This is a genomic window from Pseudomonas sp. IPO3778 (genome assembly GCF_013386825.1).
GTDB lineage: Bacteria > Pseudomonadota > Gammaproteobacteria > Pseudomonadales > Pseudomonadaceae > Aquipseudomonas.
The window spans coordinates 218349-241306 of record NZ_JACARC010000017.1; the positions used below are offsets into that span (position 1 = coordinate 218349).

At 55.2% G+C, this 22958-nt stretch carries 22 protein-coding genes and 4 tRNA genes; all 26 read right to left on the minus strand.

Going from position 1 to position 22958, the window contains the following annotated elements; all coding sequences use genetic code 11:
• Position 1: 1 nt before the first annotated feature.
• A complete protein-coding gene (gene rplV / locus HX855_RS07510) occupies positions 2-334 on the minus strand; it encodes a 50S ribosomal protein L22 (RefSeq protein WP_003210077.1) in 333 nt (110 codons plus the stop codon).
• A gap of 13 nt (positions 335-347) precedes the next feature.
• Positions 348-623: a 30S ribosomal protein S19 gene (gene rpsS / locus HX855_RS07515; RefSeq protein ID WP_002555486.1), complete on the minus strand. Its 276-nt coding sequence runs from the start codon at positions 621-623 to the stop codon at positions 348-350.
• A gap of 16 nt (positions 624-639) precedes the next feature.
• Positions 640-1464 (minus strand): 50S ribosomal protein L2, encoded by an 825-nt coding sequence (gene rplB / locus HX855_RS07520; protein WP_003210080.1) that lies wholly within the window; start codon positions 1462-1464, stop codon positions 640-642.
• Positions 1465-1478: 14 nt separating this feature from the next.
• The gene (rplW, locus tag HX855_RS07525; RefSeq protein WP_002555488.1) at positions 1479-1778 is read right to left on the minus strand and encodes a 50S ribosomal protein L23; all 300 of its coding nucleotides are present in this window, start codon (positions 1776-1778) and stop codon (positions 1479-1481) included.
• On the minus strand, positions 1775-2377 hold the full coding sequence (gene rplD / locus HX855_RS07530; RefSeq protein ID WP_003210082.1) for a 50S ribosomal protein L4: 603 nt from the start codon (positions 2375-2377) through the stop codon (positions 1775-1777). Before rplD ends, rplW begins: the two co-directional genes overlap by 4 nt.
• 12 nt (positions 2378-2389) lie before the next feature.
• On the minus strand, positions 2390-3025 hold the full coding sequence (gene rplC, locus HX855_RS07535; protein ID WP_003194649.1) for a 50S ribosomal protein L3: 636 nt from the start codon (positions 3023-3025) through the stop codon (positions 2390-2392).
• A gap of 81 nt (positions 3026-3106) precedes the next feature.
• Entirely contained in the window at positions 3107-3418 is a 312-nt protein-coding gene (gene rpsJ, locus HX855_RS07540) for a 30S ribosomal protein S10 (RefSeq protein ID WP_003210084.1), read from the minus strand.
• A 141-nt stretch (positions 3419-3559) separates the two neighbouring features.
• Positions 3560-4753 carry an elongation factor Tu gene (gene tuf, locus HX855_RS07545; RefSeq protein ID WP_048724879.1) on the minus strand — a complete coding sequence of 398 codons (1194 nt, stop codon included), beginning with the start codon at positions 4751-4753 and terminating at the stop codon, positions 3560-3562.
• A 30-nt stretch (positions 4754-4783) separates the two neighbouring features.
• Entirely contained in the window at positions 4784-6889 is a 2106-nt protein-coding gene (fusA, locus tag HX855_RS07550) for an elongation factor G (RefSeq protein WP_177082987.1), read from the minus strand.
• Positions 6890-6919: 30 nt separating this feature from the next.
• Entirely contained in the window at positions 6920-7390 is a 471-nt protein-coding gene (rpsG, locus tag HX855_RS07555) for a 30S ribosomal protein S7 (RefSeq protein ID WP_002555493.1), read from the minus strand.
• 118 nt (positions 7391-7508) lie between these two features.
• Positions 7509-7880, minus strand: a complete 372-nt coding sequence (rpsL, locus tag HX855_RS07560) for a 30S ribosomal protein S12 (RefSeq protein ID WP_002555494.1) — start codon at positions 7878-7880, stop codon at positions 7509-7511.
• 216 nt (positions 7881-8096) lie between these two features.
• Positions 8097-12296: a DNA-directed RNA polymerase subunit beta' gene (gene rpoC, locus HX855_RS07565; protein ID WP_076016467.1), complete on the minus strand. Its 4200-nt coding sequence runs from the start codon at positions 12294-12296 to the stop codon at positions 8097-8099.
• Positions 12297-12360: 64 nt separating this feature from the next.
• A complete protein-coding gene (gene rpoB / locus HX855_RS07570) occupies positions 12361-16434 on the minus strand; it encodes a DNA-directed RNA polymerase subunit beta (RefSeq protein ID WP_177082988.1) in 4074 nt (1357 codons plus the stop codon).
• Positions 16435-16654: 220 nt separating this feature from the next.
• On the minus strand, positions 16655-17020 hold the full coding sequence (rplL, locus tag HX855_RS07575; RefSeq protein ID WP_177046155.1) for a 50S ribosomal protein L7/L12: 366 nt from the start codon (positions 17018-17020) through the stop codon (positions 16655-16657).
• A gap of 78 nt (positions 17021-17098) precedes the next feature.
• Positions 17099-17599, minus strand: a complete 501-nt coding sequence (gene rplJ / locus HX855_RS07580) for a 50S ribosomal protein L10 (protein ID WP_016977599.1) — start codon at positions 17597-17599, stop codon at positions 17099-17101.
• Positions 17600-17797: 198 nt separating this feature from the next.
• Positions 17798-18493, minus strand: coding sequence for a 50S ribosomal protein L1 (gene rplA / locus HX855_RS07585; protein ID WP_003176434.1), 696 nt, complete (start codon positions 18491-18493; stop codon positions 17798-17800).
• Complete coding sequence (gene rplK / locus HX855_RS07590; protein WP_003210097.1) at positions 18493-18924, minus strand: 50S ribosomal protein L11; 432 nt, start codon at positions 18922-18924, stop codon at positions 18493-18495. The genes rplA and rplK overlap by 1 nt, the downstream gene beginning before the upstream one ends.
• Before the next feature lie 117 nt (positions 18925-19041).
• Positions 19042-19575, minus strand: coding sequence for a transcription termination/antitermination protein NusG (gene nusG / locus HX855_RS07595; protein ID WP_003176436.1), 534 nt, complete (start codon positions 19573-19575; stop codon positions 19042-19044).
• A gap of 9 nt (positions 19576-19584) precedes the next feature.
• Positions 19585-19953 (minus strand): preprotein translocase subunit SecE, encoded by a 369-nt coding sequence (gene secE, locus HX855_RS07600; RefSeq protein ID WP_076016471.1) that lies wholly within the window; start codon positions 19951-19953, stop codon positions 19585-19587.
• A gap of 45 nt (positions 19954-19998) precedes the next feature.
• Positions 19999-20074 (minus strand) — tRNA-Trp (locus HX855_RS07605).
• Between the two features lie 163 nt (positions 20075-20237).
• A tRNA-Thr gene (locus HX855_RS07610) sits at positions 20238-20313 on the minus strand.
• Between the two features lie 26 nt (positions 20314-20339).
• Positions 20340-20413: transfer RNA gene (locus tag HX855_RS07615), tRNA-Gly, on the minus strand.
• 23 nt (positions 20414-20436) lie between these two features.
• A tRNA-Tyr gene (locus tag HX855_RS07620) sits at positions 20437-20521 on the minus strand.
• A 143-nt stretch (positions 20522-20664) separates the two neighbouring features.
• Positions 20665-21111, minus strand: a complete 447-nt coding sequence (locus HX855_RS07625) for a hypothetical protein (RefSeq protein WP_177082989.1) — start codon at positions 21109-21111, stop codon at positions 20665-20667.
• Between the two features lie 7 nt (positions 21112-21118).
• The gene (locus HX855_RS07630) at positions 21119-21868 is read right to left on the minus strand and encodes a pantothenate kinase (protein ID WP_177082990.1); all 750 of its coding nucleotides are present in this window, start codon (positions 21866-21868) and stop codon (positions 21119-21121) included.
• Positions 21858-22817, minus strand: a complete 960-nt coding sequence (gene birA / locus HX855_RS07635; protein ID WP_177082991.1) for a bifunctional biotin--[acetyl-CoA-carboxylase] ligase/biotin operon repressor BirA — start codon at positions 22815-22817, stop codon at positions 21858-21860. The genes HX855_RS07630 and birA overlap by 11 nt, the downstream gene beginning before the upstream one ends.
• Positions 22818-22958: the final 141 nt, after the last annotated feature.

Consider the following 22958-nt stretch of genomic DNA (forward strand, 5'->3'; position numbering starts at 1 on the left):
GTTACTTGTCAGCAACCTTGACAGTGATATGGCAAGACCGCTTGACGATGCGATCAGCTCGGCCTTTGGCACGAGGCATGATGCGCTTCAGCGAACGCCCTTCGTTGACGAAAACGGTGCTGACCTTAAGGTCATCAACGTCTGCGCCTTCGTTGTGCTCGGCGTTGGCTACGGCCGACTCCAGCACTTTCTTGATGATCTCGGCGGCTTTCTTACTGCTGAAAGCCAACAGGTTGAGCGCTTCGCCCACCTTCTTCCCGCGGATCTGGTCGGCGACCAAGCGGGCTTTCTGGGCGGAGATTCGAGCGCCCGACAACTTAGCGGCTACTTCCATCGTTCCTTACCCCTTAACGCTTGGCTTTCTTGTCTGCCACGTGCCCACGATATGTGCGGGTACCGGCAAACTCGCCTAGTTTGTGGCCGACCATGTCTTCGTTCACGAGAACTGGAACATGTTGACGACCGTTATGCACTGCAATGGTCAAACCGACCATTTGTGGCAGGATCATCGAACGACGCGACCAGGTTTTCACCGGTTTGCGATCGTTCTTTTCCGCCGCCACTTCGATCTTCTTCAGTAGGTGAAGATCAATAAAAGGACCTTTTTTCAGAGAACGTGGCACTGTCGTATCCCTCTATTTACTTGCGACGACGGACGATCATTTTGTCGGTACGCTTATTACCACGAGTCTTCGCGCCCTTAGTCGGGAAGCCCCATGGCGATACCGGATGACGACCACCAGAGGTACGACCTTCACCACCACCGTGTGGGTGGTCAACCGGGTTCATGGCAACACCACGAACGGTTGGGCGAACGCCACGCCAGCGTTTGGCACCAGCTTTACCCAGCGAACGCAGGCTGTGCTCGGAGTTCGAGACTTCGCCCAGGGTCGCACGGCATTCAGCCAGTACTTTACGCATCTCACCAGAGCGCAGACGCAGGGTCACGTAGACACCTTCACGAGCGATCAGCTGAGCCGAAGCACCAGCGGAACGAGCGATTTGCGCGCCTTTACCCGGCTTCAATTCGATGCCGTGTACGGTGCTACCAACTGGAATGTTGCGCAGTTGCAGAGCGTTGCCCGGCTTGATCGGCGCCAAAGCACCTGCGATCAGCTGGTCACCAGCACTCACGCCTTTAGGGGCGATGATGTAGCGACGCTCGCCATCTGCGTACAGCAGCAGAGCGATGTGAGCAGTACGGTTTGGATCGTATTCGATACGCTCGACAGTGGCAGCGATGCCATCTTTGTCGTTGCGACGGAAATCGACCAGACGATAATGCTGCTTATGGCCACCACCGATGTGACGAGTGGTAATACGACCATTGTTGTTACGACCACCAGTCTTCGATTTCTTCTCGAGCAGCGGTGCGTGAGGAGCGCCTTTATGCAGCTCCTGGTTGACCACCTTGACCACAAAACGGCGGCCAGGGGAAGTCGGTTTGCATTTAACGATTGCCATGATGCACCCCTTCCTTACTCAGCACTGCTGCTGAAATCGAGATCTTGGCCTGGCTGAAGGGAGATAACTGCCTTCTTCCAGTCATTACGCTTGCCCAGACCGCGAGCAGTGCGCTTGCTCTTACCCAGAACATTCAGGGTAGTAACACGCTCTACTTTCACGCTGAACAGGCTTTCGACGGCCTTCTTGATTTCCAGCTTGGTTGCGTCAGTTGCAACCTTGAAAACGAACTGGCCTTTCTTGTCAGCCAGAACCGTAGCCTTTTCGGAAACGTGCGGGCCAAGCAGAACTTTAAATACGCGTTCCTGGTTCATCCCAGCAGCTCCTCGAATTTCTTCACGGCCGACACGGTGATCAACACCTTGTCGTATGCGATCAGACTAACTGGATCGGAACCTTGCACGTCACGTACATCAACGTGTGGCAGGTTGCGAGCAGCCAGGTACAGGTTCTGATCAACAGCTTCGGACACGATCAGGACGTCAGTCAGGCCCATGCCGTTCAGCTTGTTCAGCAGATCTTTGGTTTTCGGCGCTTCAACAGCGAAGTCCTGAACCACGACCAGACGATCAGTACGCACGAGCTCAGCAAGGATGGAGCGCAGTGCTGCGCGATACATCTTCTTGTTGAGCTTCTGGGTGTGATCCTGTGGACGTGCTGCGAAAGTGGTACCGCCGCCACGCCAGATTGGGCTACGGATAGTACCGGCACGAGCGCGGCCAGTACCTTTCTGACGCCAAGGGCGCTTACCGCCACCACGAACGTCGGAACGGGTCTTTTGCTGCTTGCTACCTTGACGGCCGCCGGCCATGTAGGCCACGACTGCTTGGTGAACCAGCGTCTCGTTGAATTCGCCGCCAAATGTCAGTTCGGAAACTTCGATCGCTTGAGCGTCATTTACATTTAATTGCATGTCAGCTTCCCCTTAACCGCGAGCCTTGGCCGCTGGACGTACAACCAGGTTGCCGCCAGTAGCGCCAGGAACAGCACCCTTGACCAACAACAGATTGCGTTCAGCGTCGACGCGCACTACTTCGAGGGACTGCACGGTCACGCGCTCAGCGCCCATATGACCGGACATTTTTTTGCCCTTGAATACACGACCAGGAGTCTGGCACTGGCCAATAGAGCCCGGGACGCGGTGGGAAACGGAGTTACCGTGAGTGTTGTCTTGGCCACGGAAATTCCAACGCTTGATCGTACCCTGGAAGCCTTTACCCTTGGACTGACCGGTTACATCAACCAGTTGACCAGCGGCGAAGATTTCAGCGTTGATCAGATCGCCTGCCTGGTAGTCGCCATCTTCAAGACGGAACTCCATAACAGTACGACCAGCTGCAACGTTTGCTTTAGCGAAGTGACCTGCTTGAGCAGCAGTCACACGCGAAGCACGACGCTCGCCGACAGTGACTTGCACTGCACGATAGCCATCGGTTTCTTCAGTTTTAAACTGGGTGACGCGATTCGGTTCGATCTCAATGACCGTGACCGGAATGGAGACACCTTCTTCGGTGAAAATACGGGTCATACCGCATTTACGACCGACTACACCAATAGTCATGTTGTAAACCTCATGAGTGTACGGGGCTTTCACCCGCTATGGCCGCCCATTTCAGAGCGTTACACGACTAAGACCCAAGTCTTAGCCGAGGCTGATCTGTACTTCCACACCGGCCGCCAGATCAAGCTTCATAAGTGCATCAACGGTTTTATCCGTTGGCAGGACGATGTCCAGCACGCGCTTATGAGTACGGATCTCGTACTGGTCACGCGCGTCTTTGTTGACGTGCGGGGAGACCAGAACGGTGAACCGTTCTTTACGGGTAGGCAGTGGAATTGGACCACGCACTTGAGCACCAGTACGTTTCGCGGTTTCCACGATTTCCTGGGTGGATTGGTCGATCAGTTTGTGGTCAAAAGCCTTCAACCTGATACGAATTTGCTGATTTGCCATTGGATTTCAGACTCCGGCTGCTATTCCCAGCGAGCGCAACACGCCCGTTAAAAGGAGGCGCAATTCTATAGACGCCCCATATGGGTGTCAACTCAATAAAAAAGCCCCCGCTGAGCGGGGGCTTTTTCAAGACATCACTTATTAAGCGATGATTTTGGCTACGACGCCGGCGCCGACGGTACGACCGCCTTCACGGATAGCGAAACGCAGACCATCTTCCATTGCGATGGTTTTGATCAGGGTGACAACCATTTTGATGTTGTCGCCTGGCATTACCATTTCAACGCCTTCCGGCAGTTCGCAGTTACCGGTCACGTCAGTGGTCCGGAAGTAGAACTGTGGACGGTAGCCTTTGAAGAACGGAGTGTGACGACCGCCTTCTTCTTTGCTCAACACATACACTTCAGCTTCGAAGGTGGTGTGCGGCTTAACCGAACCTGGCTTGACCAGAACCTGGCCACGCTCAACGTCGTCACGCTTGGTACCACGCAGCAGAACGCCGCAGTTCTCGCCTGCACGACCTTCGTCGAGCAGTTTACGGAACATTTCAACACCGGTGCAGGTGGTGACGGTAGTGTCACGCAGACCAACGATTTCCAGTGGATCCTGAACCTTAACGATACCGCGCTCGATACGACCAGTTACAACAGTACCGCGGCCGGAGATCGAGAATACGTCTTCGATTGGCATCAGGAACGGCTTGTCGATAACACGAACTGGGTCTGGAATGTAGCTGTCCAGAGTCTCAACCAGTTTCCGTACGGAAGTGGTGCCCATTTCGTTGTCGTCTTTGCCTTCCAGAGCCATACGAGCAGAACCGATGATGATCGGAGTGTCGTCGCCTGGGAAGTCGTAAGTGCTCAGCAGATCGCGCACTTCCATCTCAACCAGTTCCAGCAGCTCAGCGTCGTCTACCAGGTCAGCCTTGTTCAGGTAAACCACGATGTACGGAACGCCAACCTGACGGGACAGCAGGATGTGCTCACGGGTTTGTGGCATCGGACCATCAGCGGCCGAACAAACCAGGATCGCGCCGTCCATCTGGGCAGCACCGGTGATCATGTTCTTCACGTAGTCAGCGTGACCTGGGCAGTCAACGTGAGCGTAGTGACGGATCAGCGAGTTGTATTCAACGTGAGCGGTGTTGATGGTGATACCACGAGCTTTTTCTTCTGGCGCGCTGTCGATCTTGTCGAAGTCAACGATAGCCGAACCGAAAATTTCGGAGCAAACACGAGTCAGAGCAGCAGTCAGCGTAGTTTTACCGTGGTCAACGTGACCAATGGTGCCAACGTTGACGTGCGGTAGGGAACGATCAAATTTTTCTTTAGCCACGACAATTAACTCCTTGCCTAAAGGACTGAATCAGCCTTGTTTTTTGGATACAGTTTCAGCGATGTGCGCCGGAGCTGTGTTGTATTTTTTGAATTCCATAGAGTAGCTTGCGCGACCCTGAGACATGGAACGAACGTCGGTCGCATAACCGAACATCTCGCCCAACGGAACCTCGGCACGAATCACTTTGCCGGAAACCGTATCTTCCATACCCAAGATCATGCCGCGACGACGGTTAAGGTCGCCCATCACGTCACCCATGTAGTCTTCAGGCGTAACGACTTCTACTGCCATGATTGGCTCAAGCAACTCACCACCGCCCTTCTGGGCCAGTTGCTTGGTAGCCATGGAAGCAGCCACCTTAAACGCCATCTCGTTGGAGTCGACGTCGTGGTAAGAACCGTCAAAAACGGTCGCCTTCAGGCCGATGAGCGGATAGCCGGCAACAACACCGTTCTTCATCTGCTCTTCGATACCCTTCTGGATAGCCGGGATGTATTCCTTAGGAACAACACCGCCCACTACTTCGTTCACGAATTGCAGACCTTCCTGACCTTCATCAGCAGGAGCAAAACGGATCCAGCAATGACCAAACTGGCCACGACCGCCGGATTGACGAACGAATTTGCCTTCGATTTCACAGTTCTTCGTGATGCGCTCACGATAGGAAACCTGAGGCTTACCGATGTTGGCTTCGACGTTGAACTCACGGCGCATCCGGTCAACCAGGATGTCCAGGTGAAGTTCGCCCATGCCGGAGATGATCGTTTGACCAGTCTCTTCATCAGTCTTGACGCGGAAAGATGGATCTTCCTGAGCAAGTTTGCCCAGAGCGATACCCATTTTTTCCTGGTCATCCTTGGTCTTAGGCTCAACGGCAACCGAAATAACCGGCTCCGGGAAGTCCATGCGAACCAGGATGATTGGCTTGTCAGCGTTGCACAAGGTTTCGCCAGTGGTGACGTCCTTCATGCCGATCAAGGCCGCGATGTCACCAGCGCGTACTTCCTTGATCTCTTCACGGGCGTTTGCGTGCATTTGCACCATACGACCCACGCGCTCTTTCTTGCCTTTAACCGAGTTGATTACGCCGTCGCCGGAGTTCAACACGCCCGAGTAAACACGGACGAAGGTCAAGGTACCCACGAATGGGTCAGTGGCAATTTTAAATGCCAGAGCGGAGAACGGTTCTGCGTCGTCTGCATGACGCTCCAGCTCGATAGTCTCGTCATCCGGGTCAGTACCCTTGATGGCAGGAATATCAACTGGTGCCGGCAGGTAGTCGATCACAGCATCGAGAACCAGGGGAACACCCTTGTTCTTGAACGAGGAACCGCAAACAGCCAAGACGATCTCACCAGCGATAGTACGCTGACGCAGAGCGGCCTTGATTTCCACGTTGGTGAGTTCTTCACCTTCGAGGTACTTGTTCATCAGCTCTTCGTTGGCTTCAGCCGCAGCTTCAACCATGTTGTTGCGCCACTCGTCAGCCAATTCCTGCAGCTCAGCAGGGATAGCTTCGCGACGAGGAACCATACCTTTGTCAGCATCGTTCCAGTAAACAGCTTCCATGGTCAGCAGATCGATCTGCCCCTGGAAGTTGTCTTCGGAACCGATAGCCAACTGGATTGGCACCGGGGTGTGACCCAGACGCTGCTTGATCTGACCGATCACGCGCAGGAAGTTGGCACCAGCACGGTCCATCTTGTTTACGTAAACAAGACGTGGAACGCCGTATTTGTTGGCTTGACGCCATACGGTTTCCGACTGAGGCTCAACACCCGAGGTACCGCAGAACACAACGACAGCGCCGTCGAGCACACGCAGGGAACGTTCAACTTCAATGGTGAAGTCTACGTGACCCGGGGTATCGATGACGTTGAAGCGGTGCTCATCCTTGTACTGCTTCTCGGAACCTTTCCAGAAGGCGGTAATGGCAGCAGAAGTAATGGTAATACCACGCTCCTGCTCCTGAACCATCCAGTCTGTGGTCGCGGCGCCGTCATGCACCTCGCCCATCTTGTGACTTTTGCCGGTGTAAAAAAGGACGCGCTCGGTGGTGGTGGTTTTACCAGCATCCACGTGAGCGACGATACCGATGTTACGGTAGCGACTAATCGGAGTAGTACGAGCCATAAAGCCCTCGCAAAATTAGTGAAGCTAGAATTAGAAGCGGTAGTGCGAGAAAGCTTTGTTAGCTTCAGCCATACGGTGCACGTCTTCACGCTTCTTAACAGCAGCACCTTTACCTTCAGCAGCGTCCAACAGTTCGCCAGCCAAACGCAGGGCCATAGACTTCTCGCCGCGCTTACGGGCGAAGTCTACCAACCAGCGCATTGCCAGAGCGTTACGACGGGACGGGCGAACTTCAACCGGAACCTGGTAAGTAGCACCGCCTACACGGCGCGACTTCACTTCGACCAGCGGAGCGATGGCGTCGAGAGCTTTCTCGAAGATTTCCAGGGGGTCGCTGTTCTTGCGTTCTTTAACCTTTTCCAGCGCGCCATAAACGATACGCTCGGCAACGGCTTTCTTGCCGCTTTCCATCACGTGGTTCATGAACTTGGCCAGAATTTGGCTTCCGTATTTTGGATCGTCAAGCACTTCGCGCTTGGCTGCTACGCGTCTTCTTGGCATGGATAAGCCCTCAAACGGTCTTCAGGTTCGCTCGGAATTAGTGCCCTTTCGGGACGCCTCCGACCTTACTCTTATCGACTCAGAAAATAAGATGATTCAGTTTTACAAAAAGCCGCTACTACTTAGGCTTCTTGGTACCGTACTTCGAACGACCCTGGTTACGACCTTTAACGCCGGAAGTATCCAAGGAGCCGCGTACGGTGTGGTAACGAACACCTGGCAAGTCTTTTACACGACCGCCGCGGATCAGTACCACGCTGTGTTCTTGCAGGTTGTGGCCTTCACCGCCGATGTACGAGGAAACCTCGAAACCGTTGGTCAGGCGCACACGGCATACTTTACGCAGTGCCGAGTTAGGTTTTTTCGGCGTAGTGGTATACACGCGAGTGCATACGCCACGACGTTGCGGGCAGTTCTGCAGCGCAGGCACGTCGGATTTCTCGACGATACGCTTACGCGGCTGACGTACCAGCTGGTTGATAGTTGCCATCTACTAGCTCCACTGTTGTCTTGCGACGCTATTGTCTTGCAAGAAAAGCAAAATGGCAGGAACGAATTCCCGCCAAATTTAGGGGTACAAGAGTCTAAAGAGGATCTTGTCCCCAGTCAAGACAAGGCCCCGACCTCCCCGTCCATCGAACCGGGACTAATCTGTCTCGATCCGACGAACGGGGCTGCCAGGGCCCGGTCTTATTTACCGCAGAACTCAGTTACCGCTTGAGTTCAATGCTTCGGTCAGTGCAGCTTCCACTTCACTGGCGCTTACGCGCAACGGCTTGTCGAGTTCACGGCGGCGCTTACGCTCGCTGTGATAGGCCAAACCGGTACCGGCTGGGATCAGACGACCCACAACCACGTTTTCTTTCAGGCCGCGCAGATAATCGCGCTTGCCGGTTACCGCTGCTTCGGTCAGTACGCGAGTGGTCTCCTGGAAGGAGGCCGCCGAGATGAACGACTCAGTGGACAACGACGCCTTGGTGATACCCAGCAACACACGAGTGAACTTGGAAACGAATTTCTCGTCGCCAGCCAGACGCTCGTTTTCCACCAGTACGTGAGTCAGCTCCATCTGGTCACCCTTGATGAAACTCGAATCGCCGGATTCAGCGATTTCAACTTTACGCAGCATCTGACGCAGGATGGTCTCGATGTGCTTATCGTTGATCTTCACGCCTTGCAGACGGTAAACGTCCTGGATCTCGTTAACGATGTACTTGGCCAGCGCACTCACACCCAGCAGACGCAGGATGTCGTGTGGATCGCTCGGGCCGTCGGAGATAACTTCGCCGCGGTTTACCTGTTCGCCTTCGAAGACGTTCAGGTGACGCCACTTCGGAATCAGCTCTTCGTACGGATCGCTACCGTCATTCGGGGTAATGACCAGACGGCGCTTGCCTTTAGTCTCTTTACCGAACGCGATGGTGCCGCTGACTTCAGCCAGAATCGACGCTTCTTTCGGACGACGAGCTTCGAACAAGTCGGCAACACGCGGCAGACCACCGGTGATGTCACGGGTCTTCGAAGTCTCTTGCGGGATACGAGCGATAACATCACCGATCGCGATCTTCGCACCATCCGCAACACCGACCAGGGCGTTGGCTGGCAGGAAGTACTGAGCGATAACGTCAGTGCCTGGCAGCAACAGATCCTTGCCGTTGTCATCAACCATCTTCACAGCAGGACGGATATCTTTACCGGCAGCTGGACGGTCTTTGGCGTCGAGTACTTCAATGTTGGTCATACCGGTCAATTCGTCAGTCTGACGCTTGATCGTGATGCCTTCTTCCATGCCCACGTAGGTCACGGTACCTTTCATTTCGGTAACGATTGGGTGAGTGTGCGGATCCCACTTGGCCACGATTGCGCCAGCGTCGACCTTGTCACCTTCTTTAACCGAAATCACAGCACCGTACGGCAGCTTGTAACGCTCACGCTCACGACCGTAGTCATCAGCGATTGCCAGCTCACCGGAACGGGACACAGCAACCAGGTGGCCATCCACTCGCTCAACGTGCTTCAGGTTGTGCAGACGGACGGTACCGCCATTCTTCACCTGAACGCTGTCGGCCGCGGAGGTCCGGCTTGCCGCACCACCGATGTGGAACGTACGCATGGTCAGCTGGGTACCCGGCTCACCGATGGACTGGGCAGCGATAACGCCGACCGCTTCACCGATGTTCACCTGGTGACCACGAGCCAAGTCACGGCCGTAGCACTTGGCGCAAATGCCGTAGCGGGTTTCGCAGCTGATCGGCGAGCGAACAATCACTTCGTCGATGCTGTTGAGTTCGATGAACTCGACCCACTTCTCGTCTACCAGGGTGCCGGCAGGAACGATGATTTCCTCGGTACCTGGCTTGAATACGTCACGGGCGATTACTCGACCCAGTACGCGCTCACCCAACGGCTCTACAACGTCGCCGCCTTCGATGTGCGGAGTCATCAGCAGACCGTGTTCGGTGCCGCAGTCAACTTCAGTCACAACCAAGTCTTGCGCAACGTCTACCAGACGACGAGTCAGGTAACCGGAGTTAGCGGTTTTCAACGCGGTATCCGCCAGACCTTTACGAGCACCGTGAGTCGAGATGAAGTACTGAAGTACGCTCAAACCTTCACGGAAGTTCGCAGTAATCGGCGTTTCGATGATGGAACCGTCCGGCTTGGCCATCAGGCCACGCATACCGGCGAGCTGACGGATCTGCGCAGCAGAACCCCGTGCGCCCGAGTCGGCCATCATGTACATCGAGTTGAACGACTCTTGATCGACTTCCACGCCATGACGGTCGATAACGCGCTCTTTCGAGAGGTTCGACATCATCGCCTTCGACACTTCGTCGTTGGCCTTGGACCAAAGGTCGATCACTTTGTTGTACTTCTCGCCCTGGGTTACCAGGCCGGAGGCGTACTGGCTTTCGATCTCTTTCACTTCATCGGTAGCAGCACCGATGATGGCGGCTTTCTCGTCCGGGATAACGAAGTCGTTAACACCGATGGAAACGCCGGAAATGGTCGAATAAGCAAAACCGGTGTACATCAACTGGTCAGCGAAGATAACGGTCTCTTTCAAACCAACCACGCGGTAGCACTGGTTGATCAGCTTGGAGATCGCCTTTTTCTTCATTGGCTGGTTGACCACGTCGTACGACAGGCCTGGTGGGACAACCTGGAACAACAGCGCACGGCCGACAGTGGTGTCGACGATACGGGTGTTCTTGACGCTGCCACCGTCACGATCGTTGATGGTTTCGTGGATGCGGACTTTAACCTTGGCATGCAGTGCGGCTTCGCCGGCACGGAACACACGGTCAACTTCCTGCAGATCCGCGAACACACGACCTTCGCCCTTGGCGTTGATCGCTTCACGCGTCATGTAGTAGAGACCCAATACAACGTCCTGCGACGGAACGATGATTGGCTCACCGTTGGCTGGCGACAGAATGTTGTTGGTCGACATCATCAACGCACGCGCTTCCAACTGGGCTTCCAGTGTCAGCGGTACGTGCACGGCCATTTGGTCGCCGTCGAAGTCGGCGTTGTACGCAGCACAGACCAGAGGGTGCAGCTGGATAGCCTTGCCTTCGATCAGTACCGGTTCAAACGCCTGGATACCCAGACGGTGAAGGGTCGGTGCACGGTTGAGGAGAACCGGGTGTTCACGGATCACTTCAGCGAGAACGTCCCAAACCTCTGGCAGCTCGCGCTCAACCATTTTCTTGGCGGCTTTGATGGTGGTCGCGAGACCACGCATTTCCAGCTTGCCGAAAATGAACGGCTTGAACAGCTCGAGGGCCATCTTCTTCGGCAGACCGCACTGGTGCAGACGCAGGGTCGGGCCTACGGTAATTACCGAACGACCGGAGTAGTCAACACGCTTACCGAGCAAGTTCTGACGGAAACGACCTTGCTTACCCTTGATCATGTCAGCCAAGGATTTCAGAGGACGCTTGTTCGAACCGGTGATAGCGCGGCCACGACGACCGTTGTCGAGCAGGGCATCGACCGCTTCTTGCAACATACGCTTTTCGTTGCGCACGATGATGTCCGGAGCGGACAGGTCGAGCAGACGCTTCAAGCGGTTGTTACGGTTGATCACGCGACGGTACAGGTCGTTGAGGTCGGAAGTCGCGAAGCGACCGCCATCCAACGGTACCAGCGGACGCAGGTCTGGCGGCAGAACCGGCAGAACGGTCAGCACCATCCACTCTGGCAAGTTGCCGGAACCCTGGAAGGCTTCCATCAACTTCAGACGCTTGGACAGTTTCTTGATCTTGGTTTCGGAGTTGGTTTGCGGAATTTCTTCGCGCAGGCGGCCAATCTCGTGTTCCAGGTCGATAGCGTGCAGCAGTTCACGGACAGCTTCGGCACCCATGCGGGCATCGAAATCGTCGCCGAACTCTTCCAGCGCTTCGAAGTACTGCTCGTCGTTCAGCAGCTGACCTTTTTCAAGGGTGGTCATGCCTGGATCGATAACGACATAGCTCTCGAAGTAGAGAACACGTTCGATATCACGCAGGGTCATGTCCATCAGCAAGCCGATACGGGACGGCAGCGATTTCAGGAACCAGATGTGGGCAACCGGCGAAGCCAGCTCGATGTGCGCCATGCGCTCACGACGAACCTTGGCCAGTGCAACTTCAACGCCGCACTTCTCGCAGATCACACCACGGTGCTTCAAGCGCTTGTACTTACCGCACAGGCACTCGTAATCCTTTACCGGGCCAAAGATCTTGGCGCAGAACAGACCGTCACGTTCTGGTTTGAACGTACGGTAGTTGATGGTTTCCGGCTTTTTAACTTCACCGAACGACCATGAACGGATCATCTCAGGCGATGCCAATCCAATACGGATGGCGTCGAACTCTTCGACTTGACCCTGGTTTTTCAGCAAATTCAGTAGGTCTTTCAAGGCCTTTCCTCCTGGCGGAGCAGAGAGCGGGCTAAACAGCCCCGCTCTCGATTCGCGTCACGTGTTATTCGGTTTCCAGATCGATATCGATGCCGAGGGAACGAATTTCTTTGATCAACACGTTGAAGGACTCGGGCATGCCCGGCTCCATACGGTGATCGCCGTCCACGATGTTTTTGTACATCTTGGTCCGACCGTTCACATCGTCCGACTTCACTGTGAGCATTTCTTGCAGAGTGTAAGCAGCACCGTATGCTTCCAGTGCCCAGACCTCCATCTCCCCGAAACGCTGACCACCGAACTGAGCCTTACCACCCAGCGGCTGCTGGGTAACCAGGCTGTACGAACCGGTAGAACGAGCGTGCATCTTGTCGTCTACCAAGTGGTTCAGCTTCAGCATGTACATGTAGCCAACAGTAACCGGGCGCTCAAACTTGTTGCCGGTACGGCCGTCGAACAGCTGCATCTGGCCGCTTTCTGGCAGGTCTGCCAGTTTCAGCATGGCCTTGATTTCGCTTTCCTTGGCACCGTCGAACACCGGGGTAGCCATTGGAACGCCGCCGCGCAGGTTCTTCGCCAGATCCAGGATTTCCTGGTCGGTGAAGGTGTCCAGCTCTTCGTTGCGACCGCCGATCTCGTTGTAGATCTCGTGCAGGAACTTGCGCAGGTCAGCAACCTTGCGCTGCTCTTCGATCATACGGTTGATCTTCTCGCCCAGACCTTTGGCCGCGAGGCCCAGGTGGGTTTCGAGGATCTGACCAACGTTCATACGCGAAGGTACGCCCAACGGGTTGAGGACGACGTCAACCGGGGTGCCATTGGCATCGTGCGGCATGTCTTCAACCGGCATGATCACAGAGACCACACCCTTGTTACCGTGACGACCGGCCATCTTGTCGCCCGGCTGGATGCGGCGACGGATTGCCAGGTAAACCTTGACGATTTTCAGCACGCCTGGAGCCAGGTCATCGCCCTGCTGCAGTTTGCGCTTCTTGTCTTCGAACTTGTCGTCCAGCAGACGGCGACGATCGACGATGTAGGCCTGGGCCTTCTCGAGCTGCTCGTTCAGAGCATCTTCAGCCATGCGCAGTTTGAACCACTGGCCGTGCTCAAGACCGTCGAGTACTTCGTCGGTGATGTCCTGGCCTTTCTTCAGACCCGCGCCGCCTTCAGCCTTGTGGCCTACCAGGGCGGAACGCAGACGTTCGAAGGTCGCGCCTTCAACGATACGGAACTCTTCGTTCAGGTCCTTGCGGATCTCGTCGAGCTGGGTCTTCTCGATGGACAGTGCACGAGCATCACGCTCAACGCCGTCACGGGTGAAGACCTGTACGTCGATGACCGTACCCTTGGTACCAGTAGGTACGCGCAGGGAGGTGTCTTTAACGTCGCTGGCTTTTTCGCCGAAGATGGCACGCAACAGCTTCTCTTCCGGAGTCAGTTGGGTCTCGCCTTTCGGAGTGACCTTACCTACCAGGATGTCGCCTGCGCCAACTTCAGCACCTACGTAAACAATACCGGCTTCGTCCAGCTTGTTCAGTGCAGCTTCACCCACGTTCGGGATGTCTGCAGTGATTTCCTCTGGCCCAAGCTTGGTGTCACGTGCCACACAGGTCAGTTCCTGAATGTGGATCGTGGTGAAGCGATCTTCCTGAACCACACGCTCGGACAGGCAGATGGAGTCTTCGAAGTTGTAACCGTTCCAGGCCATGAACGCGATGCGCATGTTCTGACCCAGTGCCAGCTCACCCATATCGGTGGAAGGACCGTCTGCCATGATGTCGCTGCGCTGAACCCGATCACCCTTGCTCACCAGCGGACGCTGGTTGATGCAGGTGTTCTGGTTGGAGCGGGTGTATTTGGTCAGGTTGTAGATGTCGACACCGGCTTCGCCAGTTTCAACTTCGTCATCGGCAACACGAACCACGATACGGCTGGCATCAACGGAGTCGATCACGCCGCCACGACGAGCCACGACGCAAACGCCGGAGTCACGAGCTACGTTACGCTCCATGCCGGTACCTACCAGCGGCTTGTCAGCGCGCAGGGTGGGTACAGCTTGACGCTGCATGTTGGAACCCATCAACGCACGGTTGGCGTCATCGTGTTCCAGGAACGGGATCAGCGACGCTGCAACCGAAACAACCTGCTTCGGCGATACGTCCATCAGGGTGACGTCTTCCGGCGCCTTGACGGTGAACTCGTTCAAGTGACGAACAGCTACCAGTTCGTCGATCAGCATCTTCTTGTCGTTCATCGTGGCCGAAGCCTGAGCGATCACGTGATCAGCTTCTTCGATGGCGGACAGGAACACGATCTCGTCGGTGACCAGTGCGTCTTTCACCACACGGTACGGGCTCTCGAGGAAGCCGTACTGGTTGGTGCGCGCATAAGCGGCCAAGGAGTTGATCAGGCCGATGTTCGGACCTTCCGGCGTTTCAATCGGGCATACACGACCGTAGTGAGTCGGGTGTACGTCACGAACTTCAAAGCCTGCACGCTCACGCGTCAGACCGCCCGGGCCCAGTGCGGAAACACGGCGCTTGTGGGTGATCTCGGAGAGCGGGTTGTTCTGGTCCATGAACTGCGAAAGCTGGCTCGAACCGAAGAACTCTTTCACCGCCGCAGCCACTGGCTTGGCGTTGATCAGGTCTTGCGGCATCAGGCCTTCGCTTTCAGCCATCGACAGACGCTCTTTGACCGCACGCTCAACACGCACCAGGCCAACGCGGAACTGGTTCTCGGCCATTTCGCCTACGCAGCGAACACGACGGTTACCCAGGTGGTCGATGTCATCGACGATGCCTTTGCCGTTACGGATGTCGACCAGGGTCTTCAGTACCGCGACGATGTCTTCCTTGCACAACACGCCCGAACCTTCGATCTCGGTACGACCGATACGACGGTTGAACTTCATCCGGCCGACCGCAGACAGGTCATAGCGCTCAGGGCTGAAGAACAGGTTGTTGAACAGGGTCTCGGCAGCGTCTTTGGTTGGTGGCTCGCCAGGACGCATCATGCGATAGATCTCGACCAGCGCTTCCAATTGGTTGCTGGTGGAGTCGATCTTCAAGGTGTCGGAGACGAACGGACCGCAGTCGATGTCGTTGGTGTACAGGGTCTCGATGCGAACAACCTGAGACTTGGCGATCTTGCCCAGGATCTCGGTGTTCAGCTCGGTGTTGCATTCAGCCAGGATTTCGCCGGTGGCCGGGTGCACGATGACCTTGGCGGTGGTGCGACCCAGGACGTAGTCCAGAGGCACTTCCAGCGTCTTGATACCGGCTTTTTCGATCTGGTTGATGTGGCGCGCGGTAATACGGCGGCCGGCTTCAACGATGACCTTGCCTTTTTCGTCCTGGATGTCCAGAACGGCAATCTCACCACGCAGGCGCTGAGGCACCAGTTCCAGGCTGAGGGTTTCGCCGCTCAGGTGGAATACGTTAGTGGTATAGAAGGCATCCAGCACTTGCTCAGTGGTATAGCCGAGCGCGCGCAGCAGTACCGAGGCCGGCAGCTTGCGACGACGGTCGATACGCACGAACACGCAGTCTTTCGGGTCGAACTCGAAGTCCAACCACGAACCACGGTACGGAATGATCCGCGCGGAGTACAGGAGCTTGCCGGAGCTGTGCGTCTTGCCGCGGTCGTGGTCGAAGAACACGCCCGGGGAACGGTGCAGCTGGGAAACGATAACACGCTCGGTACCGTTGATAACGAAGGTACCGTTCTCAGTCATCAGGGGGATTTCACCCATGTAGACTTCTTGCTCTTTGATGTCCTTGATCGCTTTGTTCGACGACTCTTTGTCGAAAATGATCAGACGGACTTTTACCCGCAAAGGTACGGCGTACGTAACACCGCGCAACACGCATTCTTTGACATCAAATGCCGGTTCGCCCAGGCGATAACCGACGTACTCCAGCGCAGCATTGCCGGAGTAGCTGATGATCGGGAAAACGGATTTGAAGGCCGCATGCAGGCCCACGTCGCGGAACTGATCTTTGGTCGCTCCCGCCTGCAAGAATTCACGATACGAATCCAGCTGGATAGCCAGAAGGTACGGGACATCCATGACGTCCGGCAACTTGCTAAAGTCCTTGCGGATACGTTTTTTCTCAGTATATGAGTAAGCCATCAGCGTTCCCCAGCTTGGTCACCTGCTTGTTTGGCCCCTCCCGACGGGAGCAGCCAGAAAATCTTGCAAACCCCATGGTTTGCGCCACCGCATCGGGTGGTTACAGCGCGTTAGAGGCGACGACCGAGTCGATTGCCAATAACGGAAAAAGGCCGGTGGCAAGAGCCACCAGCCATCAGCCTTCAGCTTAACGCTTGGGCTGGAGACGCAAGGTCGATGCTTACTTCAGCTCGACTTTAGCGCCTGCTTCTTCCAGCACTGCTTTAGCTTTGTCAGCTGCGTCTTTCGACACTGCTTCCAGAACCTGGGCAGGGGCGCCGTCAACTACTGCCTTGGCTTCTTTCAGGCCCAGACCGGTCAGTTCACGTACTGCCTTGATCACGTTTACTTTCTTCTCGCCAGCTTCCAGCAGCATGACGTTGAATTCGGTTTGCTCTTCAACAACGGCAGCAGCAGCAGCTGGACCGGCGGAAGCAGCGGCAGCGGAAACGCCGAATTTTTCTTCGAAAGCTTTGATCAGCTCAACAACCTGCAGAACCGACATTTCAGCTACGGCGTTGAGGATATCGTCTTGGGAGATAGACATTGCTGTAATTCCTGAATTGGGGGACGGCCTACGCGGCCATCGAAATAAACAAAAATACGCGAGAGGAGGTGCTCAGCCTTAGGCTGCGGCAGCTTCTTTTTGCTCGCGAACTGCGGCCAGAGTACGAGCCAACTTGCTGGTAGCGCCTTGAATCACGCTCATCAGCTGAGAAATAGCTTCGTTACGGGTCGGCAGTGTTGCCAGTACGTCGATTTGGTTAGCTGCGAGGAACTTGCCCTCGAACGCAGCTGCCTTGATCTCGAACTTGTCCTGACCCTTGGCGAATTCCTTGAACAAACGGGCAGCAGCGCCTGGATGATCGGTGGAGAACGCAATCAGGGTCGGGCCGGTGAACACGTCGTTGAGAACACTGTATTCAGTGTCAGCAACAGCGCGCTTGAGCAGGGTATTACGTACAACACGTACGTATACGCCAGCTTCACGAGCCTCTTTACGGAGTCCGGTCATAGCGCCTACTGTCACACCACGGGCATCAGCCACGACAGCGGACAGAGCAGCTTTGGCAGCCTCGTTGACTTCAGCGACGATGGCCTTCTTGTCTTCGAGATTAATTGCCACGGGTTTAACTCCTGCTTGTTACCGTTTCATCTGGCCTAGGCCGGATGTCGTTTTGGTGTCTGATTCGGTAAGGAACCGGGAGCACCATCTGCGTAGGCTTGTGGTTTAAGACTCGCGTCGCCTACGGTCTTGGATAGCCCCCGCCAGGCAGGGACCCCAATCTTTCTATTGGCACAATTACTCGCGCCAACTTATGTCTTATACGTCCAGCGAGCCTTGGTCGATGACCAGACCTGGGCCCATAGTGGTGCTCAGGGTAACGCGCTTGACGTAGATACCTTTCGAGGAAGCTGGCTTGATACGCTTCAGATCAGCGATCAGGGCCTCAACGTTTTCCTTCAGCTTGACGGCATCAAAGCCGACTTTGCCAACGGAGGTGTGAATGATGCCGTTTTTGTCGGTGCGATAACGAACCTGACCAGCCTTGGCGTTTTTAACCGCGGTAGCTACGTCTGGAGTTACGGTGCCGACTTTAGGGTTAGGCATCAGACCACGTGGACCAAGGATCTGACCCAGCTGACCTACAACGCGCATTGCATCCGGGGAAGCAATTACGACGTCATAGTTCAGGTCGCCGCCTTTCATTTCGGCAGCCAGGTCGTCCATGCCAACGCGATCGGCGCCGGCGGCCAGAGCAGCTTCAGCTGCCGGGCCTTGGGTGAAGACAGCAACACGTACAGTCTTGCCAGTACCGTGTGGCAGCACAGTAGCGCTACGAACGACCTGGTCGGATTTACGTGGGTCAACACCCAAGTTTACAGCAACGTCAACAGACTCGCTGAACTTGACAGTCGACAGCTCGGTCAGCAGAGCAGCAGCGTCTACAAAGTTGTAGGACTTGCCCGCTTCGATTTTGCCGGCGATTGCCTTTTGGCGCTTGGTCAGCTTAGCCATTACACACCCTCCACGTTAAGGCCCATGCTACGAGCAGAACCGGCGATGGTACGCACGGCTGCATCCATATCAGCTGCAGTCAGATCCGCGTTTTTGGTTTTCGCGATTTCTTCCAGCTGAGCACGGGTCACGGTGCCAACCTTAACGGTGTTAGGACGAGCGGAACCGCTAGTCAGACCAGCAGCTTTCTTCAACAGAACCGAAGCCGGGGTCGACTTGGTTTCGAAGGTGAAGCTACGGTCGCTGTATACAGTGATGATCACTGGAGTCGGCAGACCTGGCTCAATACCCTGAGTACGGGCGTTGAAGGCCTTGCAGAATTCCATGATGTTCACGCCGTGCTGACCCAGAGCTGGACCAACAGGTGGGCTTGGGTTGGCCTGAGCGGCCTTCACTTGCAGCTTGATGTAAGCGGTAATCTTCTTGGCCATGAGGCACTCCAATTACGGGTTCGAACGCCTCGAAAGGCTCCCCGGTTACTTGCGCGTTTATCCCAGTGACGACAAAACCCCACAGCCTAAGGCTGCGGGGTTGGGATGCTTGCTCAGCTAGACTTTTTCGACCTGGCTGAACTCTAGCTCTACCGGAGTAGAGCGACCGAAAATGAGCACTGCCACTTGGATCCGGCTCTTTTCGTAGTTAACTTCTTCGACAGTGCCGTTAAAATCTGCAAACGGACCATCAGTGACACGAACAACCTCGCCCGGCTCGAACAACGTCTTCGGCTTAGGCTTGTCGCTGCCATCAGCAACACGTCGCAGAATTGCTTCTGCTTCTTTGTCGGTGATCGGAGCAGGCTTATCAGCGGTACCGCCGATGAAACCCATGACGCGAGGAGTGTCCTTGACCAAGTGCCAAGTACCCTCATTCATGTCCATTTGAACCAGCACGTAGCCAGGGAAGAACTTGCGCTCGCTTTTGCGTTTCTGGCCATTACGCATTTCAACCACTTCTTCAGTGGGAACCAGAATTTCGCCGAAGCCATCTTCCATGCCTGCCAGCTTTACGCGCTCTAGCAAAGAGCGCATGACATGCTTCTCGTAACCCGAGTAAGCATGCACAACGTACCAACGCTTAGCCACGGGACACCCTTAGCCAACAATCAAGGAAACAAGCCAGCCGAGCAGGGAATCAAGACCCCACAACAGCAACGCCATAACCAGAACAACAGCCACCACAATCAGCGTGGTCTGCGTGGTTTCTTGGCGAGTCGGCCAAACGACTTTACGGATCTCGGTGCGAGCTTCCTTTACCAGGACCGCAAACGACTTACCCTTAGCAGTCTGAAGGCCGACAAAGGCAGCAACAGCAGCAAGAGCGAGCAATGCGAGGACGCGGTACAGGATCGGCGACGCAGAGTAATACTGGTTGCCGACAACGCCTACCACCACAACAGCGACTACTACAAGCCACTTGAGCAGATCGAAGCGAGAGCCTTGAGCTTCAGCCTTAGGAGTCATCTATGAAGATCCTGTGAAAAGAAAGCCAGACACACCAAGTGAATCTGGCAGGTCAGGAGGGAATCGAACCCCCAACCTACGGTTTTGGAGACCGTCGCTCTGCCAATTGAGCTACTGACCTAAAACAAAATCAGGCCGACAATTATGCCGATCTGAAAAAGACTTTACAACAACAAACCCCTACAGACCCCGAACCCACCCAAACAAAACCAAAAGAGAGAGCAGGGCCAACGAGAGGTAGCTGTTAAAACAAAGGCAGATATTTTCATATCTGCCTTGTTATATGGAGCTCTTGAGCGGATTTGAACCGCTGACCTCACCCTTACCAAGGGTGTGCTCTACCAACTGAGCTACAAGAGCGAAACAACTTGCACAACCTGCAAACTTGGAGCGGGTAGCGGGAATCGAACCCGCATCATCAGCTTGGAAGGCTGAGGTTCTACCACTAAACTATACCCGCGGAGCTTGCAGCTCACGCTAAAATGGTGGAGGGGGAAGGATTCGAACCTTCGAAGTCGTAGACGTCAGATTTACAGTCTGATCCCTTTGGCCGCTCGGGAACCCCTCCTAAGCGAGCCGGCATTCTACATCATGCCAGCCTTCTGTCAAGCATTTTCTCATTAAAAAATATGAGGTTAGCTGCGTTGACCTTCGCTTCACCTTGTCGACCCAAGAGGTCTTCACTGCGAAGCGGGCGCCATTCTATGCAAACTATTCGAAGGTTGCAATGCCTTCGCACGGCATTATTTTATGTTTTAACTCATTGAATTCATTAACAAGGTTTTCAAAGGGCAGATCATCAGCCAGGCGCCGGCTTTCGGGGCTTACTCGCAACCAGTATCCCGAAGCGTCAGGCAGATTCAGAGATTGCAGTTTGACCTTGATATCCAGGCTTGTGAGGCGCTGCTCAACGGACTGAATCTCCTTCTGGTCGACCAGGCCTCCGATATACAAGCATCCAGGCTGCGCCTCAGGCGCTTTTAGCCTGTCTCGCCGCACCATCGCGTCAGCCGACTCACTTAACAGCCGGATATCTTGCTGAGAACCACGGTAGAGGGATAAAGGCGTGACATCTTTAGCCCGCAGAGGGGCTTCCTGTTGATGCCAAATGTAGTAGAAGACATTGAGAACCAGCAAAAGCAGAAACAGCCAACGCATAAAAACCTCAGGACAAAGGGCACGCCATCGCCAGGCCAACAAAAACCAGATCAGGGACGAGCCTCCCGTGAGGCACCGCATCAGCCACCAACTCGGCGTCACCGCCAGTGAGGAAGACGGTGAAATCGCTCCCCCAGTAGCTTCGGGCCAGCTCCAGCTGCGTCAATACAAACCCTCTCAGCATGAGCGTACAACCGCGCTCAACGGCCTCGGCCGTTGTACGCCCCGGGGATAACGCCTCGAGCGCACGCTCGGCGGCGATATCGTCATAGCGTATTTTGCGGGTATGCGTTCGCAACTGATTACGCATCAGCGGCATACCAGGACAAATAAAGCCTCCTAGATGCTCACCGTCCGCGGCAATGAAATCTGCGGTCGCCGCCGTGCCAAAGTCGAGCACCAAACACGCACCCGAGGCCAACTGATACCCACCCAGCATTGCGAGCCAGCGATCCAGCCCCAGGCGCTCAAAGTCTTCATACCCGTTGCGCACCCCGCCCATCTGCCTTGCTGAAGCAGCACAGAGGACTTTGACACCAAATGCCGCTATCAGGGTATCGACCAATTGATTGGTCTCATCAGAGGCACGAACACTCACCAATCGGCAATCTTTTAACCCGAGGCCAGTAAGCGCGAACAGGCTATCGATCAGTGAGGCATCCGAACCTACGACACCTTCGGCAAAGAGACGCGCGTTATCCGACTCGATAACCCGCCATTTGATAAAGCTATTCCCACAGTCGAGCTCAAGAATCATCACGCAACCTCAGGCTTAGCTCACCGCCGCTATATACTTTCTCAACACCATCCACACCCAACCGTAACGCACCCTGCCCGTCGATCCCTAATACCACTCCGTCAATCTGATTCACCCCGGCGATGAGCGACACAGGCCTGCCCTGCCATAAATGGTTCTGCTCCCATTCGTCCTGGATGGCGGAAAAGCCGAACGACTGGTGCCGCTCCAAATACGCCTGCAACTGCACGCCAAGACGCGCTACCAGGTAGTTGCGATCCACAGCAATGCCGGTCTCCAACTGCACGGAAGTCCATTGCTGATCGACCTCGTCTGTCTTCTGCATATTCACATTAATGCCGATACCCAGGACGACATGACAGACGTCAGCGGGATCGCCGATTAGCTCCAAGAGAATCCCAGCGATCTTTTTTTGAGCGACCAAAACGTCATTCGGCCACTTCAGTCCCGCATTGCGGACTCCCGCATCTCGTAACGCCTGCATAACTGCCAGACCGACCACCAGACTTAGCCCTTCCAACTGGCGCAAACCGCCGTCAATCCGCAACACAAGGCTGAAGTAGACGTTTTGAGCGAAAGGACTGACCCACTTTCGCCCTCGCCGTCCTCTGCCAGCAGTTTGCTGCTCCGAAAGCACGAGAAACGGCGCAGTGCGGCCCGCCTCAATAAGGCGCAATGCCTCAGCATTGGTAGAGTCAATGGAGTCAGAGATATGAACGGGCCAAGCGGGATCCGGGGCATACCGGGCGATTTCATCAGCGCTTAACAACACCAGAGGCGACGCCAACTGATACCCCCTGCCACGAACTTTATGGATAGTTAGATTCAACTCCGCCTCGAGATGCTGAAGCTGCTTCCATACAGCACTGCGACTGACACCCAAGGCAGCACCAAGCGCCTCCCCGGAGTGGAATCGACCATCTTTTAGAAGTTTCAACAACGTCAGCATGCAAGTCTCGCCTCACAATGAGGCACGCATGATAGCCATGCATAAGGCTATTGCATAGAAAGGCAGGACTTTAGCATTGAACACGACTAAAGGGCGTACGCCGATACTTTCCGACCGCCCAAAACAAAACCCCTGATCGCG

Coding starts and splice junctions, on each gene's coding strand:
- rpsG (WP_002555493.1), bottom strand. CDS start 7,390: ATGCCAAGAAGACGCGTAGCAGCCAAGCGCGAAGTGCTTGACGATCCA.
- fusA (WP_177082987.1), bottom strand. CDS start 6,889: ATGGCTCGTACTACTCCGATTAGTCGCTACCGTAACATCGGTATCGTC.
- rplC (WP_003194649.1), bottom strand. CDS start 3,025: ATGACTATTGGTGTAGTCGGTCGTAAATGCGGTATGACCCGTATTTTC.
- rplD (WP_003210082.1), bottom strand. CDS start 2,377: ATGCAATTAAATGTAAATGACGCTCAAGCGATCGAAGTTTCCGAACTG.
- rplW (WP_002555488.1), bottom strand. CDS start 1,778: ATGAACCAGGAACGCGTATTTAAAGTTCTGCTTGGCCCGCACGTTTCC.
- rplA (WP_003176434.1), bottom strand. CDS start 18,493: ATGGCTAAGCTGACCAAGCGCCAAAAGGCAATCGCCGGCAAAATCGAA.
- secE (WP_076016471.1), bottom strand. CDS start 19,953: ATGACTCCTAAGGCTGAAGCTCAAGGCTCTCGCTTCGATCTGCTCAAG.
- rplL (WP_177046155.1), bottom strand. CDS start 17,020: ATGTCTATCTCCCAAGACGATATCCTCAACGCCGTAGCTGAAATGTCG.
- rpsL (WP_002555494.1), bottom strand. CDS start 7,880: ATGGCAACTATCAACCAGCTGGTACGTCAGCCGCGTAAGCGTATCGTC.
- rpoB (WP_177082988.1), bottom strand. CDS start 16,434: ATGGCTTACTCATATACTGAGAAAAAACGTATCCGCAAGGACTTTAGC.
- rplK (WP_003210097.1), bottom strand. CDS start 18,924: ATGGCCAAGAAGATTACCGCTTACATCAAGCTGCAAGTGAAGGCCGCT.
- birA (WP_177082991.1), bottom strand. CDS start 22,817: ATGCTGACGTTGTTGAAACTTCTAAAAGATGGTCGATTCCACTCCGGG.
- HX855_RS07630 (WP_177082990.1), bottom strand. CDS start 21,868: ATGATTCTTGAGCTCGACTGTGGGAATAGCTTTATCAAATGGCGGGTT.
- rpsJ (WP_003210084.1), bottom strand. CDS start 3,418: ATGGCAAATCAGCAAATTCGTATCAGGTTGAAGGCTTTTGACCACAAA.
- rplV (WP_003210077.1), bottom strand. CDS start 334: ATGGAAGTAGCCGCTAAGTTGTCGGGCGCTCGAATCTCCGCCCAGAAA.
- rplB (WP_003210080.1), bottom strand. CDS start 1,464: ATGGCAATCGTTAAATGCAAACCGACTTCCCCTGGCCGCCGTTTTGTG.
- HX855_RS07625 (WP_177082989.1), bottom strand. CDS start 21,111: ATGCGTTGGCTGTTTCTGCTTTTGCTGGTTCTCAATGTCTTCTACTAC.